Below are 17,578 nucleotides of genomic sequence, written 5' to 3' on the forward strand. Positions count from 1 at the left end.
CACGGCGGGTCGCGTTGCCACATCATGACCCCGCGCCCCGCTGGCGCAGTTGCGGTACCGCTCTCGTGCACAAAAATCCGGTATCAAGGCGGAAGGCTGTTTCATGCACCGCATCGTCGCCGTCGCTATTCTCGCACTTGCAGCCTTGATCAGCTATTCCGCGCACGCTGAGGTGCTGATCGGCGTTTCAGCCGCGATGACCGGACGGCTCGCGTGGATCGGGGAACAGGGGCAGCGTGGCGCAGAGATGGCTGTGGCCGATATCAATGCGGCGGGCGGCGTTCTAGGCCAGCAGGTTCGGCTCATCGCGGTCGACGACTTCTGCGATCCAGAGCAAGCGGTGGCCGTCGCCAAAAAACTCGTGGCTGACGGTGTCGTGCTCGTCGTCGGGCACTACTGCTCTGGAGCCTCGATCCCGGCATCAAAAGTGTATGAGGCTGCGGGAGTTCTGCAGATTTCACCAGGGTCAACCAACCCGCTGCTGACCGAACAAGGCCGTGCCAACGTGTTCCGCGTCATTGGTCGCGACGATGCGCAGGGCGTCGTGGCCGGCAACTACCTGGCCGATCATTGGAGCGACAAGAAGATTGCGATTCTTCACGATGGCACCACCTATGGTAGGGGCCTTGCCGATGAGACCAGAAAGCAGTTGAACAAGCGAGGTGTGACCGAAGCGATCTACCAGGCGTACACTCCTGCGAAGAACGACTATTCGGCTGAAATCGCTGCACTAAAGGCTGCGAAGGTCACCGTGGTATATGTCGGCGGTTATCATGCTGAGGTTGCGCTGATGGTTCGCGCTGCACACGACCAAGGCTACGCGGTTCAGTTCATCTCTGGCGATGCCCTGGCGACCGAGGAATTTGCCCTGATCGCCGGTCCAGCCGCTGAGGGAACCCTCTTCACGTTCTCCGCGGACGCACGGCGAAACCCCGAAGCAGGCCCAGTCGTGGAGCGTTTCCGTGCAGAAAACTTCGAACCTGCAGGCTACACGCTGCTGAGCTACAGCGCCGTGCAAGCCTGGGCGCAGGCGGTCACGAAAGCCGGCTCGCTGAAGCTGCGCGAGGTGATTGCTTCGTTGCGCGCCAATTCATTTGATACTGTACTGGGCCGTATCGACTTTGACGACAAAGGCGACCTCACTGTTCAGAGCTGGGTATGGTATATCTGGAATGGCGGCGAATACGTGCCGTTGGAATAACACAACGCTGATCACTGCGGATCGCGTTCGAGAAAAAAGCTGTGCGGGCCATGTTGACCACATCAGCCGGATCGATGGTCGCCGCGATGTTTGAACGTCTCGGAATACGTGGCCGCTTACTCTTCGCTTTCTTTGGTATCAGCACCTTCGCGGTGCTCGCAACTGCCGCGGCCGTGTATGCCTTCCTCCAAGTGGGCGAGGTCGTCGAGCGGATCACGGAGCGCCGGGTCCCGTCCGCGCTTGCATCGCTCGAGCTCTCCCGCCAAGCGGAGCGGGTCGCCGCCACTGCGCCGGCCGTACTTGCTACGACCAGCACGGTTCAGCACAACCAGGTCTCGGCTGCGATCGGGGTGGAGATGTCGCGCCTCGAAGAATTGCTTGCCGCGCTCAAAGGCACCGCGGTTAGCACGGCGGCGGTGGCTGAGATCGAAGCCGCGGTGATCGGTCTGCGGCGCAACCTCAACACTCTCGACGATCTTGTCGCCGCTCGCCTCACCGTGGTTGCGCGCAAAGAGGAGCTGTTGCGCCGCTTGTCGGCTACGACAAACGCAAGCCAACGTCTTGTGGCGCCGGGCATCCTCGTGATGAACTCCAAGGTCCCCCAGTGGCGTGCAGCCGTGGCGGATGCCGCCGTACCACCCGAAGCACGCGCGGCGGCTACGACAGACCTTGCGCAGGCAATCGCCTCTTACATCCCGCAACAGAAGGCACAACGGGAGATTTCGGCGATCAACGACGCGCTGCTCAAGACGGCGGTTGCGCCGACGCCCGGCGACCTGGCACTGATGTCCTTTCCGCTGCGCCGCTCGGCCGAATCGCTTGCGGCGGTGATGCCCGAGATGGATGAGAAGCTGCGGACGCGATTCCGCCAACGTGTTGACGAGTTCGAGGGGCTGATCGACGGTCCGAAGAGCATTGCACAGGCGCGTGAGGATGAGCTCGCATTACTCGCAAAGGGCGGGAAGCTTTTGGTCGAGAACGCTCAGCTCTCGCGCAATTTAACCGTTGCCGTGGATCGCCTCGTAGCTGCGGCTAACCGTGACATCACCGAGGCTGGTCGTGAAGCTGCGACCGTCCAGCGCTACGGTACCGGAGTTGTTCTTGGCTCAGTCGTTCTGAGCCTCCTGAGTTCAGTTCTGATCGTCTGGTTGTATGTCGACCGCAATCTTCTTGCCCGCTTGTCGGGGCTGAGCCAAAGCATGCTTGCCATCGCTGGCGGCAATCTTCGGGCACCACTGCCTGCCACGGGCCGCGACGAGATCGGCCGCATGGCCAAGGCGCTTCTGCTGTTCCGTGACACTGCGGTCGAGGTCGAGGAAAAAAACCTGCGCGAGGTTGCCGAAGCGCGCCAGCGACTCGTCGATGCAATCGAGAGCATCTCCGAGGGCTTCGCCCTTTACGATTCCGAGGACCGGCTTGTTCTGTGCAACAGCCGCTATAGGGAAATCCTTTATCCCGGCGTCGCCGATGCAGTCGTGCCGGGTGCACAATTTGAGACGATTGTCCGGAAGGCAGTGGAACAGGGCCTCGTCGAAGATGCGAAAGGCCAAGAGGAGGAATGGCTCGCCGCACGGCTTGCGGCACATCGCAATCCTAAGCTGACGCTGGTTCAACTTCGCAGCCAGGACCGCTGGATTCAGGTCAATGAGCGGCGCATTACTGGCGGCGGCACCGTCGCCGTCTACACCGATATCAGCAAGCTAAAGCGGCATGAAACGGAGCTCGAGATCGCCCGCGACGCGGCCATGGCGGCGACACAGGCCAAGAGCAAGTTCCTGGCCAGCATGAGCCACGAGTTGCGCACGCCGCTGAACGCCATCCTGGGCATTACCGAAATGCTGCAGGAAGATGCCAGCGAAGCTGGCCAAGGCGAACTGATCGAACCGCTTCAGCGGGTCGCGCGCGCCGGCAAGCATCTGCTCAAGCTCATTAATGAGGTCCTCGATCTTTCCAAGATCGAGGCCGGCCGCCTGGAATTGCATATCGAGGAGTTCGATATCGCAGGCATGGTTCAAGATGCCGCGACAACCGCGCAGCCACTTGCACAGAAAAACCGCAACCGGATCATCATCCGCTGCCCGGATGACATTGGCAGCATGCGCGCCGATCAGCTTCGGGTGCGCCAGATCCTCCTCAACCTGTTGAGTAACGCCTGCAAGTTCACGGAGAACGGCCAAGTGACGATTGGGGCGAGCTGCGCGAAGCATGATGGAGGCGATGGCGTGATATTTACCGTCGCCGACACCGGCATCGGCATGACGCCGCAGCAGATGACGAACCTGTTCCAGGAATTTAGTCAGGCCGATAGTTCCACCACCCGCAAGTACGGCGGCACTGGGCTAGGGCTTGCCATCAGCCAACGCCTGTGCCGCGCGATGGATGGCGAGGTCACTGTGGACAGCACTCCTGGCGCCGGCACCAGGTTCACGGTGTGGCTGCCGTCGGCAATCGACGTAGGCCCCACGCTGGAGCAGCCGGCCCCTGGCGCCGGGGTCGCCGCTGATGATCGTGTTCGCCCCGTCTCGAACGTGGTCCTCGTCGTTGATGACGATGAGGCGGTGCGGGACCAGATGCGCCGGTTTCTCGCCCGCGAGGGTTGCGATGTAGTGACCGCCAAGGACGGTGCGGAAGGGCTTAAATTGGCCCGGCAGGTGAAGCCAGCGCTCATCACGCTTGACGTGCTGATGCCGGGCTGCGACGGCTGGAGCGTCCTGCAGGAACTGAAGGCGGATCCTGAGCTCGCGAATGTCCCTGTCGTGATGCTCACCATGGCCGATGAGAGGAACCGGGGGTACGCGCTCGGTGCCGCCGATTACATGGTTAAGCCGATCGAGCGCGACGCGCTCCGGAAACTAATCACGAAATTCTGGTCCGGCGCGCCTGGCCCAGCGCTTCGTGTTCTGATCGTCGAGGATGATGAGAACACGCGCCAGCAATGGCGTCGCATATTGAGCACAGAGGGTTGCGATGTGGACGAGGCCGAGAATGGCCGGGTCGCGCTGGAACGACTCATCAGCGCGCCTCCAGACCTCATCATTCTCGACCTCCTTATGCCGGAAATGGACGGCTTCGAGTTTCTCATCGAACTGCGCAAGCAACCCGCCTTCAAGGCGATGCCGGTCGTGGTTGTGACGGCGGCGACCCTCAGCGAGGAAGACCACCGGCGCCTGAACGGTGGCGTCGAGCGCGTGCTCGCCAAGACCGCCTTCAGCCGCAACGAGCTTCTGGAGGAATTGCGCAAGATGGTTGCAAGATATATTCCCAAACGAAACTCGCCTGACAAGGATCGCCGTGATGGTTAGGATCCTCTATGTCGAAGACAATGAGGACAACATCTATATGCTGTCCGCGCGGCTAAGACGCAAAGGCTACGAGGTGATCGTCGCCACCGATGGCGATCAGGGCGTGGCGCGTGCGCGATCGGACGCGCCGGCGCTGATCCTGATGGACTTAAGCCTTCCCGTCCTCGACGGCTGGGAGGCGACAAGACGTCTCAAGACATTGCCTGAGACGCGGGATATTCCCGTGATCGCGCTCTCGTCGCACGCGATGGCTGGCGACCGCGAAGCAGCGCTGGCAGCCGGGTGCGATGACTTCGATACCAAGCCCGTCGATTTCGCGCGTCTGCTTGGAAAGATCAGGGCCCAACTTCCAAAGGGGTCGATGTCATGAGCGAGGTTGCACCCGCCCTGCTCGTCGTCGACGATAACGAGGACAATCGCTTTACGCTGACCGAGCGGTTGAAGCGAGAAGGCTACGGAAACGTGGCATGCGCCAGCAATGGACGGGAGGCGCTCGAAATGCTGGCAACGAGATCGTTCGATCTCGTGCTGCTCGACATTACGATGCCGGAAATGGACGGCTACCAGGTGCTCGAGCACCTGAAGGCCGACACAACGCTGCGCAACATTCCGGTTGTCATGATATCGGCGGTCGATGAGATCGACAGTGTGGCGCGCTGCATCAGCCTCGGCGCCGAGGATTATCTGGCCAAACCGTTCAACGCGGTTCTGCTGCGCGCCCGCGTGGCCGCGTGCCTGGAAAAGAAGAGGCTGCGCGACCAAGAGGCGGTATACACGCAGCAAATCGAAAACGAAAAGCGCCGAGCGGACGAGCTTCTGTACGCCATCCTACCCGCCGGCGCGGTGCGCGAGCTCAAAGCGACCAATGAGGTCCGGCCCCGCCGCTACAACGAAGTCGCGGTGCTATTCTGCGATATCGTTGGCTTCACAGCCTATTGCGATGAGAACCCGCCGGAGAAAGTGGTGGAGGATCTTCAGGCGCTGATCGGCGAATACGAACGAATCGTCCGTCAGCATGGGATGGAGAAGATCAAGACTATCGGCGACGCCTTTATGGCTACGGCCGGCCTGTTTGATCCCATGCCAGATCCGGTTTTTGCCAGCTTGCGATGCGGACTCGCCATGGTGACAGCATCACGTTGCATCGAGCCCAAATGGGAGGTGCGAGTCGGCGTTCATTTCGGTCCAGTTGTGGCGGGAATCATCGGGCAGCGCCAACTCGTGTTCGACCTGTGGGGCGACACGGTAAATATGGCCTCCCGGATCGCAGCCCATGCTAGCCCTGGGACTGTAGCGACCAGCGGGGCCACGTGGCATCGCATTCGCGAGCGGGGTCGCGGGCGCTCCCTGGGCTTCGTAGAAATCAAGGGCAAGGGTCGGATCGAACTGATCGAATGCCAGGAACTTCGTTGAGGGAACCGGAACAATCCTAGCCACCTGCCAGTCCCATCGTGGGTTCATCTGTCAGGCTGAGACGTTCCCGACCAGCGGCAAAGGTCTGCTGCTTCCGAGGTAGATACAAGGATCCGCTGAAGGTTCCGGATTGGGCCAAATGCTGACGCCAATTGGCTTCCGCTTTGCGCCAACAGCGGCCTTAGTCACGCTCTTATTTCCTTGCGCAATCAACTGGAAAATTGCGAGGCTTAGGTGAGCTGATCAGACCGGGACCAGTCCGTGGCGGAGCATGATCTCATTGGCATTCGCGAGGTCCGGTTTGCCGGGCACGTTCACCACCTCGGCAATTTCCTCGAAATAACGCCGTCCAATTGTACCCGGCGTGATGGTCGCCAAGACCTTTGCTGTGCCATCATGCAGGTTCTCGTGATGGTGCACCGCCCCTCGCGGAATGAATATGGCGTCGCCGGCGCGAATCTCGTGCATTTGCCCGTCGACGATGACAGTGAGCGCGCCTTCAAGGCCGTAGAGGAATTCGTCGGCATCCCGATGATTATGCGGAGCGGGGACGCGCGCCCGAGATGGCACTGTGAATTCGAACACCGTCGCGCCGACTTCGCTGATGAGAAAACGCAGTTCGAGTTGCCCGATCCGCACAATATCGTTTCGTACCGCTTCCATATGAGGTCTCCACAATGTAAAGTAACTTTACATCAACAAGTAAAGTGACTTTACATACATGTCAATCCTATTGCCCCCGGATTCAATTCCCGACGCGTTGCCCGGTCCGCCGTTCTTCGGCGCGCTGCTGCGCGTTGTCTGGCAGCATGTGCGCGACCGTATGCTGCAAGCCATTCACGAGGCGGGGTTTGTTGACTTCCAGGAGGCGCATTTTGCCGTGTTCTCGTTTCCGCTGCCGGATGGGATGAGACCGTCCGAGCTCGCGCGTCAGAAGCGGATGTCGCGACAAGCTGTGAACTATCTGCTCAGCCAGCTTGAAGAACTGGGCTACGTCGAGCGGCGCGCAGCCGTCGGCAGCGATCGCCGACTGGTCTATCTAACGCTACGGGGACATGAAGTAGTCGCAGCCATTTTCGGATGTCTTCGGCTGTTGCATGAGCAATGGTCCAAAGAGGTTGGAAAGGAGCGCTTCGATGACTTCGTAGATGTGTTGAAGCAGCTGTCGACCAAAGCACAAGAACCGACAAACCGCTGAAAAAACCCAACTTTGCGACGGTGGCAAGGGCTGTCTCAGAACGGTTCGAGAACCGTACCTCCGAACGTGAGCCGGCCTGAACGCAAAATATTAGCCGATAGAAATCTACGGGAATTGAAGGCCGCTTTGCGCGGCCATTGCGACCGTTGCAGAATTCCCTATTCTGCGATGTCGCAAAAGTCAGGAAAACAAGTGTCGTTTTAATCGGGACTTCTCTAATCGGCCCTCACGGGTCAAGCCCTTCAAACCTGTTTTCTCCGCCGGTTGGATATCGCTCGCGGACCCTTGCTTCTCTCCGAGATCGGCACGTCGGCCCTCTCATGTTAGGGTCAGGAGGATGGGGCAGCACAATCTTTTGCTCGCCTTTTCGAAGGCAATCCCGATTTCGTGCTTGCCCCACCCGTCGTCCCGCGAGGGACATCTTTCGCCAGCGGCGAAACTGTTACCTACCGTACCTATTTCCGTGCATCCGCGTTTATGCTGCGGTCGGCATATCCTTCCGCGAGAACTGGAAGTCGCTGCCATTCACCCACATTCTGTGCAGCACCACGGCCAGGCGGCGCGCCAGCGCCACGATGGCTTTCCTTACGCCCCGAAGTTTCGCGATCTTCATCGCCCAGGCCTTCAACCACGACCATTTCTGTGAGCGAAACAGCATTGCCTGTGCAGCTTCGTAGAGCAGCGTCCGCATCATGTCGTCTCCGCAGCATGATATCTTTCCCTGTCGTCTTATCTCACCCGACTGATATTGCGACGGCGTCAGGCCCAACGCGGCGCCGACAGCCTTCGATTTGGCGAAGCGAGCCGGAACATCGATGCAGGCGACGAAGGCGAGAGCGACGATCGGCCCGACGCCGGGCACGGTCATGAAACGCCGGACGAGGTCGTTGTCGCGGGCAAGGGCAAGAACCTGCCGATGCAAAGCCGCCAATTGTTCTCGCAGAACCCTGCGCACGATCAGCATCGGCTCGACGGAGGCAGCAATATCCGGCATCCGCTCGACCAGCTCTCGCACACGAGGCTCGAAGCTGTTCCCTCGTGCGATCCCAACCTTCAGGCCAAAGTTGCGCAGCGTCCCGCGCAGATCGTTTTCGATGTCGATGGCTTTCGCCTGCAAAATCTTGCGGTGAGTCAGCAGCATTCGGATCTTTTGGCTGCGGACGGTTTTCACATGCACCGGACGATACAAGCCGACCCGCATCATGGCGGCGATGCCACGCGCATCGTTGCGGTCGGTCTTGTTCACCGGAGACTGCGCCCTGATCATGGCGCGCATCTGCCGAGTTTCGACGCAGATCGCCGGTAGGCCGGCCTCGGTCAGCCCGTTCCAGAGCCAGGTGCCAAGCGGACCGGCCTCCAATCCCACCCGCTTGAGCGGATAAGCGGGATCGCAGAGCACCGCAAGCAAGTCCTCAGGCTCGCTGGCAACCTTGGCCTCGCGAACGACCTTGCCGGCTCCATCTATGATGCAAACGCTTGTTTCCTTGACCGAGACGTCCAATCCAGCAAAATATTCCATGCTGCGCTTCTCCATCTGATGCTTGGGGCTATGTTACGTAGACCCCGTTTTACCATCAGCCTGAAGCGCAGCACCCAAAGACCTGAGAGCGGGGCACGGCCGGCCGATTACCCCATCTTCTGCGAAAGGTCATTGACCGCTTTCGGCCTTTACGGACACTCAGCACAGTCAGCCGGCACAGTGGTCTAATTTCGGCGAAGCAGGTGTCGAAGCTCCGTAGGCGTCAAAGTCAGGGATGAATAATATGGCCACCTTTATCCTTATACCCGGAGGCTGGCAGGGCGGTTGGGTCTACCAAAAGGTGGCAGATATACTTACTGCGCATGGGCACAAAGCCTTACCGATCACTCTTTCGGGGCTCGGCGATGCTCCCGCCCCAACGGCCAATCTTGAAGATCACATAGATGAGGTCGTTAGCGCTGTGAAGTCGCATGGCGACGACCTGGTCCTTGTTGGACAATCCTACGGCGGGATGGTCGTGAGCGGCGCAGCTGATGCTGCGCCATCGCAAATCCGGGCGTTGGTCTATGTAGACGCCTATGTGCCTGATTCCGGTGACTCTGTCTGGTCCCTGACGACGCCTCGTTTTCGAGATGTCTTCGTCGCTGGCGCGAAGGCTGACGGACTAACTTGCGCGCCGCCTCCCAATCTTGACCCGCGATGCCGACCGCATCCGATTGGGACGTTTCTCCAATCAATCAATCTCAGCGGACGTTGGCGTGAAGTGCCGGGCAAGACCTTCATCGGCGCATTTGGATGGGAAGGAAGTCCGTTCCTTGACCTTTATCAACGCTTAAACGGCGAGCCGGAGTGGTCGACCTTTGCCTTCGATTGCGGGCACAATGTAGCACGGCTGAAGCCCGAGGCTCTGACCGAGATATTGCTAGCTCAGGTTTGACCAACCAACGACTGCAATCCACCGAGCCTGTGCGAAAACGGCGCGTTTCCACAAAGGCTCCACCCGAAGCGGAAGTTCGTTTGATCCGGGCAAACGCTCACTTATGGCCGATATTGTTGGAAAAGTCGGTTTTCTATAACGTCTGATTTTTTGGGGGCCGTAGAGGCCGATACTGAAAATTGGCTGGGGGAACCTACCAATTTTGCGATCAAGCAACGCGTGAGGCGCATAGCCAAATTGGGACGGTATCGAGCGGCAACATTCGCTCAGACCGCGAAATGGCGGACTTTTCGGCGAGCCCCGATTTGGGACTTTTTCTTCAACAATATAGGCCCAGAGCGGACATTACGCTTTGGCCCGCATTGGGGTGTTAGCGTGGATGGTCTGAGCTAACAGACATCCACAACGATCGAAAGCCCGCGACGGTCCAGGCTGTGTGAGAATCGATCGATCCTCTCTGATTGGCGGGGTCGGCTATGATCATGCAGTCCCTATGCGGGGGCTGATCTGAGATTGATGCTGCGGATTGGTCGGGTGCTGGTAAACTTCCATTCGCTCTGCACCGAGGGGTACGCCTCGCTCCACCAACTGGTCGACATCGATTTCGCGGCTGGGCCGTTAATTCCGAGTGCTGCAGCAGAGGAACCGACATGACCTCCATCCGCAGGCTTATCAGCCGCTACCCGCTCATTGCGTTTTTCGCCATCGCCTGCATCCTGACCTGGCTCGGCTGGACCCTGCCGGAGCGGATCTATGCCGGCACGCTCCTCTCCGGCGCGCTCGCCTTGCCTTTCCTCCTCATGGTGCCCGGTCCGCTTTACGCGGCTCTGATCGTGACCGCGATCACCGGAGGCGAGCCCGGCGTCGTCGCGCTCCTTAAGAAGTTCACCATCTGGCGGGTGGGCTGGGGATGGTTTGCGGTCGCCCTGCTCATCGCGCCGGTGATCGGCGTGACGCCCGCTTATCTGAACATGGTCTTCGGTGGGCCGAACCCCACGGCGGCGTTGATCGCTTCAGTGCCGACCATTCTGATGATGTTCGCCATTCGCCTCGTCAATCCCCTCGACGGACCGATGCAGGAAGAACTCGGCTGGCGTGGCTTCGCCCTCCCGCGTTTGCAGGAACGGCACTTGCCGCTCGTCGCGAGCGCCATCCTCGGCGTGCTGGTTGTCATCTGGCACGTGCCGCTCGTCTTCCTCGACATGCTGCCAGCTTATGCGCTGTTTGGGACCTTCGCCTTCACAATCGTGTTCGGCTGGCTCTTCATCAACACCAAGGGCAGTGTGCTCATGACCTTGATCGCCCACGCCGCAGACGGCTTGGTCATCACCGGCAATCTCGGCCTGAACGCGATCGACAGCGAACGCCACATCATGCTGCTGGTCGCGACGTGGTGTGTGACTGCGCTGGTCGTTGCTGTCCTCTATGGGCCGACGCTTACCCGCAAGCCGAATACCCACGTGTCCCCGAAACCAACCTAGAGCGTAGGCCGTTCCTGGCGCATATGAGCGGTCTATCAGATGGCCCCGCGCACGACCGCTTTTCCACCGAGCCTGTATGAAAACGCCCGGATTTCCGATCGCTGAGCAGCAGAAAAATACATCCGACGTCGATGCTTCATGGCCCACACTCCATCTTTGACAAAAAACTAGTGTGTTGCGCTCACCAATTGAGCCCACCGCCAATGGTGGACATTGGAGCCTGGTTTGTCGATCAGGTCACCGCTGTGCTAGGAAGTAGTTTGATAGAGCGGATGAACAGGACACGGCCCATTGAGCAGGGCGGCGCATGCGTCCACCAAGTCATCGAAATGATGCAGGAGAATGTCGGGCGCGAGTTCGACAGCCGGAATTTCGGTGTAGCCGAAGTCAACCAGGATCAACGGCGTCCCAGCAGCACGTGCGGCCCCGACATCGGTGTCTGCATCACCAACCATGACAGTGCGCGCCAGATCGCCGCCTACGGCCTCCACAGCTTCGATCAGGTGAGCGGCATTGGGCTTTGCCGCGGTGACGGCGTCAGTGCCCACCACGCCGTCGAACAGTCCCGCCATGCCGAGCTTGGTCAACAGACTAAGCGATAGGTCGGTCGGCTTATTGGTGCAGACTACCAGCTTTGCACCTCCTGCCCTCAGGGCTTTCAGGGCGTCGATCACCCCTGGAAACGGCAGGCTCTCGTCTGCGATATGGGCGCTATAATAGCCGATGAAGCGGCCGAAAAGGGCAGCAGTACGGGCGTTTGCTTCTTGCTCTCCGGCGATCTCAAGACCCCATTGCAGCAGCCAGCGGGCACCACGGCTGATGAAGGGGCGACCCTCGTTGTACGCCAGGGGTTCGAAGCCCTCCGCGATCAGGATTGCGTTCACCGCTCCGATCAGGTCGGGGGCCGACTCGACTAGGGTTCCGTCAAGGTCAAAAGCGATCGTCGCCCCATTAAGGGCGGTGGTGTCGATCACAGTGCAGACTCCTCTTTGGGCCAAAGAATTCAGAACACTTTTGGCCGGCAGGCGACGACGCCCTCGGCCGGATCGCGCCAGGAGCGGACAAACAATCGGTTTCCCGCGGTCGTCACTTTACCGGCAGGCCAGCACTGAAGCCATATCCTCCCTCTGCATCTTTATGCGCGGGATATCAGTTGACGCAAAGAGCGAGAGGTTTAGCAGCGCGAACGTGTAGTCGCAGTATGGGCTTGATGAATCGTTTCGATATCTGATTGCTGCCAAGCATTGGATAACGTTGTTATCTTTAAGTTCGCTTCGAGCAACCCCCACAACAATGTTAATATTATCCTTTACTTGCTGGGTCTGAGGCGCAGATTGCTGATCTGACCGATTTTCGTTTCGAGCTTGGGTAAGTTCCGTAACCATCTCGTTAAAGCCGGCTTTGTCGTGGAAGTCGAGGCGTTTTGCTTTTTCTTTTTTTGGGCAGCCCAAATCTTCCAGAGCGTACGGACACATGGTGGGGAGTCGAGGTCCTCACGCGCTTGGATTGGAATGTGGCACGCTTCGATTGCAAGGTCGGGGTCCGTTAGAAGCGACGCGAAGTAGGATGGTTGTGATTTGACTTCCGCCCTTAATGAAGGCGCAATGTGAAGAGCGTTACGCGTCGAGGAGCTTGCCATATGCGGTCAGGTCTCGGGCGCTCCTTGGCCAATTTGGCAGCCTCCTGCGGAGGCATGGCTTATTCCAGGCCGATTTCGGCAGGATCAGGAACGGTCTGTGCCAAGATCTCCTGGATGTTCTTCCGTCGAGGCGGCGACATCTCCGGCGCCGCGGCGAGTGACGCAGCAATCACTGCTCTTAAGCGAGTGCCGGTCGGCAACAGCTTTTCTTCGATATGCACCTGTCGATCGCCGGGCGGTGCACCTTCGCGTTATCTGGCCTCCGACGATCTGATAGCCCGATGCTTTGCGCGTGGGCGTGATCTTTCTTCGGAAATGCTTCGCGTCGGATTGGCGCGCACGATCGGCAGGTCGGATCCCGAATACAGCGCCGCCGAACGGTATGCGCGCTCGGCCCGATACGGGCTGTGGGGCACCTACGTGCTCGACATGGCGGAATGGCGGCGAAACGCCGTCGATCAAAGCACCAGACGTCGGCCAGTCGCCGATTGGAATCTTCTAGCCGAGCATAAGAGCGAGCTTACACCGCCATTTGCGGATTGGCGCAACAGACCGCGCAGGACCGACCGATGATGAGGAGACATCGATGAGGCAGATCCTGATAATTCTCCTTGCCCTTTCGGTGTTCGGCCTCCGACACCACCACGCCCAAGCGAGCGATTGGGGCTGCGAGGTGTTGCTCTGTGCGGCCTCGAATAACCCCTCATGGCATGGTGTTGAATCCTGCCATCCGCCGATGAAGCGATTGATCGCGGCGATGAAACGCCCCGGCTTCTCCTGGCCGACATGCCCCGAAGGCGGGGCCGGAAAGCCCGGATATGATCGGTATGCCGATTGCCCGGCAGGCTGGCAGCCAGCCGCAGGCGATCAGGATAACGATCATGGGCGGAACGAGGAATTGTCGCGCTGTAGCCGGACCGTCAGCATTTGCAATGGGCGCATGCCGCGGCGTTTCGACAGCGATCGTCAAGAAACCGAGCGTGATGGCGTTGCCCGGGAATATTCAGGGCGAAACAGTTGCGAATATCGCGAATATGTCGACCGGCCGTTGCGGGCGCAGCCGTATTATTTCGATATCAACAGCACGCAGGCGGGTTCTACGGAGCGGCACTATTTCGACCTGAGGCATTGAGAGGCTGCGAAGCGTCCTTCAGCTAAAAGAAGCGCTCAACCGACTTGAGAATTGCGTCGAGAGATTCGGCCTCAAAGCTCACGCCGGTGGCCGCGACAAAACTCGCCAAGTATATGAGCTTCTCGCGGGCCTCCGGTTCGTTTCTTGGTGACCAGGCAATGATGTCAGCCCTCAGCCGTCGCTCTTCGTTGCTGAGCTCGCCGATATCCGTGCGTATATGGTCTCGCCGCGATGCCTCGCGCAGGATAGGGCCAAGCAAGACGACGAGGGAGCGATGACGCGAAATCAGATTGGCGAGCTGCGGTCGAATATCGTCTGCCATTTCTTGACCTGTGCTCCTATTTTCCGATGTCCGTCGCCCGCAGATGGTTGGCGGCGTCCACGGTAGCCAGACGCGGTGAGGGTGATGTAAGAGGGAGGTGGGACAATGATAGGCTGCCTTTTATGACGACAAAATTTGACAAGTACGTCGAGGACAAACGTCTCGTTGAGACGACCGATCCGGAGATCGATAAAGCCATCTATCGTTGTCCCGGCTTCGAGGGGGCACCCGAACTTGGCGAGCTCGATCGCCGCATCTCCGAAGCGCTCCGGGAGGCGCGCGACAGGACCGGGTTGACCAGGGCCGAGGTGGCGCCGTTTCTCGGCCTGCACGAGCAAGTCTACGGCCGCTACGAGCACAACGAGACGAAGATGCACGTCACCCGGCTCATCCATCTGAGCGAAGTTCTGGATTTCTCACCAATCGACTTGATCATGGCCGTTGCTCCTTATCGGTTTGGAAACACACCCGCCGAGGCGGCCAAGCGCCGAAAGCTCATCAAGGTGGTTGAATCGCTTCCCGCTGACGCGGTGGAGTCACTCTTGGCGCTCGTAGAAGCCATGACAAAACTCCGGCCGCACGAAGAATAGGGCGTCGCCCGGGGTGCTTTGCAGAAGATACCGGAACCTTGAATTCGCTTCTTAGCGGCTATTCCGTCCCATACGATGACCAATCGCGATCGATGGCTTTCTCAAATTAGTCATTGGCCGCAAAACTGGCCAAAAGCGCGATGAATTTCGGCCTCATCTTTTTCGGAACAGACAAGAAGGCATCGACGAGGCGCTGACCCTCCTCGGTCGCGACAAATTCCTCGCGCAGGAGCGCTTTCTGGTTCAGTGCTGCATTATCTGTGCTGGATGCTGTGGGTAGGCTCTCGAAGAAATATGTAATCGGAACGCCGAGTATCTGCGCGACCTGGTAGAGAATCGAGGAACTGACCCGATTGGAGCCGCGCTCGTACTTCTGGATCTGCTGAAACGAGACGCCGACGGCAACACCGAGGGCAGTTTGGGAGATCCGGAGTTGCTGCCTCCGCTTCTTGATCCGCTTTCCGACCTCTGTATCGACGATATGCCCGTCGCTAGTTTTGTCCTTCGAATCCGCACCGAACCCGTTGGTCCTTACCGAAACAATATGCTGCATAAAAGCGCTCCCGCTGGCCAGATCGTCTGGCAACCAGAAGCCGGGGAGTTCGAAATGCCGTTGATTACCAGCCCCCGTGGACTTTAGCGCGAACGCCTCTTGCATACTCCACGGGCTCCCCGACCGATAATGGTCGCGAGGTAGTCGCCTAAAGCGCACAACAATCAAAATGGGGTTTCGACGCCCCAAGACGGATATCCGTCTAAGTTGTACCCTATCAAGCCATTTCACGTTTGCAAAGAACTTTAAGACGGTGTCTTAACATGGGGCGGTTTGAGCCGCTTAATCCAGCCGGTGCCGACGGGTTTCCAACACGACCATTCGCAAAAGATACCGGACGAAATAGAGGTCCTCGTTCGGTGGGTAACGGCGGCAGATCTCCTCGACAGCTTTGAGCAAAGCCGACGTTTCATCGTGCACCGTCGTTAGAACAAAGCGATGGGCGTCGGCTGCACCCATTAGCGATTTGCTGCGACGGGCCATAGTCGGCCCCTCCCTTTTATGCCGCGGCCGGGGACCGTTCCGCGATCGATTCACGCGCGCCGTTCCACGAAAGCAGCGTGCCGCACACCCCGTAGGTTCTCCGGTGTTGGTGAAGAAGGTTAAGCGAGATGTCAGCCGACGCCAGCGTTACAGGTCCGTCGCGCTCGAGCGGCAGGCTTGCCAGGGCGCGCACCAAGTAGCCTCTGCGCCTCATCATTTCGACAAGCGGCGTATAGGTCACAAATAGGATTTGTCGTGCGCCGAGATGAAGCAGACATTCGAGCACGCCGGTCATCAACAGGTCGGATGCGTCAATGCCCGCGATTGAGGGCGCACCGAGGGCCGTTGCGCATCTTGTCCATTCGTATACTTGCGGCCCCTTGGGAAGGTCGATGCGAAGCGCGTCAGCCACTTCGCCGGCGAAGTGTGGAGCGATTGTCGGGACGAGTCTTGAGTATCCAATGACTTCGCCGTGAAGCGTTAGGACGGCATGTATCGCCGAAGGCGTATCGAAGCGGTCGCGTTCGCGGCCATCGTCGCGGCGCAGCTCCTCCCACCCTAACTGTTCGACAAACCGCAGATGCCGGAATGCCCAAACGCGCTCCGTGAGATCGCGATCCTCGTGCTCAAACAGTATTCGCAACATATGACTACCTCCGTGTGCATGCCAAAAGGATGCAACCGGTGATCAGCGAAATCTATTCGTAAAATGTCGTAATTTTAGCGTTGCCAACCCTGGCGGAACGCTTCGGCAATGAGTTGAGCCCTATTCACGGCTGAGAGCTTTTTCTGAAGGTTCCGGATATGAGCCTGCACTGTACGCTGCGACCGCCCGGTGAACTCGCCAATCTCCCGGTCAGTTTTTCCTGCCGCGCACAAGCTCAGGAATTCGCTTTCGCGTTTTGTGATGAAAATCTCCGGCAGAATACGATGGGAGGGCGCTGTCCATCCGAGCAAACGCGCGTGGGCAGTGGAAGCAACAATCGAAAAAAGCTGGACTTCTAGCGGTTCCATAGGTTCGCGCGTCCCGGCGACGGAAAAAAGTCCATTAACACCAACTCGCGAATACAGAGGAATGGTGAGCCCGTCGACCAAGCCAAATTCTCCAGCCTCACTCATAATTTTCCTAGCTTTAGAACTCAGTACGCGGTTGTCCAGCGCCTTAGACCACACAGCCGGCTGGCCGGTCTGCCGCACGTAGTGGGCAACAGGATCGGCGTGGAAATAGTTCAGTGCAAGATAACGTTCGAACCAGCCGCGGGGCCATCGCTCCCATACGAAGTAGGAGTCAAGACGCTCGTGAGCCAAGGGCAGAAATGCCATGGCAAAATGATTCATTCCCAGATGGCAAGTCACCCGTTCGACGGCTCCAGCTAGCTCGGCTTTGTCGCGAGCTTTTTCGCCGGCAGCCAGAAACTCAAAAAGGATGTTCATCAGGAACTGTTCCACGAAGGCAATCCTTCTCTGAAAGAGCGCTACCCACCGCGATCGGCGGCGCAGTACCGACCGCAGGGCGACCATTGATAAGGCTCGGCGGTTGTAAAGACAATAGCTACTACCCAGATTTGTATGCGGAGGCAGCGTCGGAATAAAGGGGAGGCTCGCAATCACGCGACGTTCGTGCATAAGCAAAGCATTCGCCGCCTCGATCGTATCGATGCCACGTAGCCGCAAACCCTTGACCAAGCGATCCCTGCAGCGTCTGACCCGCATTTTGAAAAAGTGGATTTGATCCTTTCCGGCGAAAAAAATGGCACGCGTAATAGCCTTCGGCTTCATCTTCGTGAATCTCGCGGAAGATCGTCTGTGCTCGCACTTGCCCCGAACGGCCGTCCCTGACCGTCTGC

The 17,578-nt window shown here is 58.9% G+C and carries 16 protein-coding genes and 2 pseudogenes; 10 read left to right on the plus strand and 8 right to left on the minus strand.

The window, feature by feature from the left end; genetic code table 11:
• The first annotated feature begins 103 nt into the window (after positions 1-103).
• The 5 genes and pseudogenes from ACSQ9D_RS31870 (at position 104) to ACSQ9D_RS31890 (ending at position 5,916) form a co-directional block, all read left to right on the plus strand.
• Positions 104-1,201 (plus strand): branched-chain amino acid ABC transporter substrate-binding protein, encoded by a 1,098-nt coding sequence (locus tag ACSQ9D_RS31870; RefSeq protein WP_436285759.1) that lies wholly within the window; start codon positions 104-106, stop codon positions 1,199-1,201.
• 86 nt (positions 1,202-1,287) lie between these two features.
• Positions 1,288-3,156 (plus strand): annotated as a pseudogene (locus ACSQ9D_RS31875) (PAS-domain containing protein); the annotation flags it as partial.
• A gap of 162 nt (positions 3,157-3,318) precedes the next feature.
• Positions 3,319-4,503: pseudogene (locus ACSQ9D_RS31880) on the plus strand (response regulator); the annotation flags it as partial.
• A complete protein-coding gene (locus tag ACSQ9D_RS31885; protein WP_436285760.1) occupies positions 4,496-4,873 on the plus strand; it encodes a response regulator in 378 nt (125 codons plus the stop codon). The pseudogene ACSQ9D_RS31880 and the gene ACSQ9D_RS31885, both read left to right, overlap by 8 nt.
• Positions 4,870-5,916, plus strand: coding sequence for an adenylate/guanylate cyclase domain-containing protein (locus ACSQ9D_RS31890; protein ID WP_436285761.1), 1,047 nt, complete (start codon positions 4,870-4,872; stop codon positions 5,914-5,916). Before ACSQ9D_RS31885 ends, ACSQ9D_RS31890 begins: the two co-directional genes overlap by 4 nt.
• 243 nt (positions 5,917-6,159) lie before the next feature.
• Here ACSQ9D_RS31890 and ACSQ9D_RS31895 read toward each other — a convergent pair whose 3' ends face one another.
• A complete protein-coding gene (locus ACSQ9D_RS31895; protein WP_436285762.1) occupies positions 6,160-6,579 on the minus strand; it encodes a cupin domain-containing protein in 420 nt (139 codons plus the stop codon).
• 58 nt (positions 6,580-6,637) lie between these two features.
• On the opposite strand from ACSQ9D_RS31895, the gene ACSQ9D_RS31900 reads away from it, so the two are divergent.
• Positions 6,638-7,114, plus strand: coding sequence for a MarR family winged helix-turn-helix transcriptional regulator (locus ACSQ9D_RS31900; protein ID WP_436285763.1), 477 nt, complete (start codon positions 6,638-6,640; stop codon positions 7,112-7,114).
• 475 nt (positions 7,115-7,589) lie between these two features.
• Here the strand turns inward: ACSQ9D_RS31900 and ACSQ9D_RS31905 are convergent, their stop codons facing one another.
• On the minus strand, positions 7,590-8,633 hold the full coding sequence (locus ACSQ9D_RS31905; RefSeq protein WP_436284985.1) for an IS110 family transposase: 1,044 nt from the start codon (positions 8,631-8,633) through the stop codon (positions 7,590-7,592).
• A gap of 244 nt (positions 8,634-8,877) precedes the next feature.
• Between ACSQ9D_RS31905 and ACSQ9D_RS31910 the strand changes: the two genes are divergently transcribed.
• Both ACSQ9D_RS31910 and ACSQ9D_RS31915 read left to right on the plus strand, forming a co-directional pair.
• Positions 8,878-9,531 carry an alpha/beta fold hydrolase gene (locus ACSQ9D_RS31910; RefSeq protein ID WP_436285764.1) on the plus strand — a complete coding sequence of 218 codons (654 nt, stop codon included), beginning with the start codon at positions 8,878-8,880 and terminating at the stop codon, positions 9,529-9,531.
• A 650-nt stretch (positions 9,532-10,181) separates the two neighbouring features.
• Positions 10,182-11,012, plus strand: a complete 831-nt coding sequence (locus ACSQ9D_RS31915) for a CPBP family intramembrane glutamic endopeptidase (protein WP_436285765.1) — start codon at positions 10,182-10,184, stop codon at positions 11,010-11,012.
• 248 nt (positions 11,013-11,260) lie between these two features.
• Here ACSQ9D_RS31915 and gph read toward each other — a convergent pair whose 3' ends face one another.
• Together gph and ACSQ9D_RS31925 are read right to left on the minus strand one after the other, a co-directional pair.
• Entirely contained in the window at positions 11,261-11,986 is a 726-nt protein-coding gene (gene gph / locus ACSQ9D_RS31920) for a phosphoglycolate phosphatase (protein WP_436285766.1), read from the minus strand.
• 724 nt (positions 11,987-12,710) lie between these two features.
• Complete coding sequence (locus ACSQ9D_RS31925; RefSeq protein ID WP_436285767.1) at positions 12,711-12,872, minus strand: hypothetical protein; 162 nt, start codon at positions 12,870-12,872, stop codon at positions 12,711-12,713.
• Positions 12,873-13,237: 365 nt separating this feature from the next.
• On the opposite strand from ACSQ9D_RS31925, the gene ACSQ9D_RS31930 reads away from it, so the two are divergent.
• Complete coding sequence (locus ACSQ9D_RS31930; RefSeq protein WP_436285768.1) at positions 13,238-13,783, plus strand: hypothetical protein; 546 nt, start codon at positions 13,238-13,240, stop codon at positions 13,781-13,783.
• Between the two features lie 22 nt (positions 13,784-13,805).
• On the opposite strand, the gene ACSQ9D_RS31935 is transcribed toward ACSQ9D_RS31930, so the two are convergent.
• Complete coding sequence (locus tag ACSQ9D_RS31935; RefSeq protein WP_436285769.1) at positions 13,806-14,105, minus strand: hypothetical protein; 300 nt, start codon at positions 14,103-14,105, stop codon at positions 13,806-13,808.
• Positions 14,106-14,227: 122 nt separating this feature from the next.
• On the opposite strand from ACSQ9D_RS31935, the gene ACSQ9D_RS31940 reads away from it, so the two are divergent.
• Entirely contained in the window at positions 14,228-14,695 is a 468-nt protein-coding gene (locus ACSQ9D_RS31940; protein WP_436285770.1) for a helix-turn-helix domain-containing protein, read from the plus strand.
• A 106-nt stretch (positions 14,696-14,801) separates the two neighbouring features.
• Here ACSQ9D_RS31940 and ACSQ9D_RS31945 read toward each other — a convergent pair whose 3' ends face one another.
• The 3 genes from ACSQ9D_RS31945 to ACSQ9D_RS31955 all read right to left on the minus strand — a co-directional run bounded on the left by ACSQ9D_RS31945 (position 14,802) and on the right by ACSQ9D_RS31955 (position 17,510).
• Positions 14,802-15,248: a helix-turn-helix domain-containing protein gene (locus ACSQ9D_RS31945; protein ID WP_436285771.1), complete on the minus strand. Its 447-nt coding sequence runs from the start codon at positions 15,246-15,248 to the stop codon at positions 14,802-14,804.
• 499 nt (positions 15,249-15,747) lie between these two features.
• Positions 15,748-16,377 carry an acyl-homoserine-lactone synthase gene (locus tag ACSQ9D_RS31950; protein WP_436285772.1) on the minus strand — a complete coding sequence of 210 codons (630 nt, stop codon included), beginning with the start codon at positions 16,375-16,377 and terminating at the stop codon, positions 15,748-15,750.
• A gap of 74 nt (positions 16,378-16,451) precedes the next feature.
• Positions 16,452-17,510, minus strand: a complete 1,059-nt coding sequence (locus ACSQ9D_RS31955; protein ID WP_436285773.1) for an autoinducer binding domain-containing protein — start codon at positions 17,508-17,510, stop codon at positions 16,452-16,454.
• Positions 17,511-17,578: the final 68 nt, after the last annotated feature.

It is taken from the genome of Rhizobium sp. LjRoot258, from assembly GCF_964254185.1.
GTDB lineage: Bacteria > Pseudomonadota > Alphaproteobacteria > Rhizobiales > Rhizobiaceae > Rhizobium.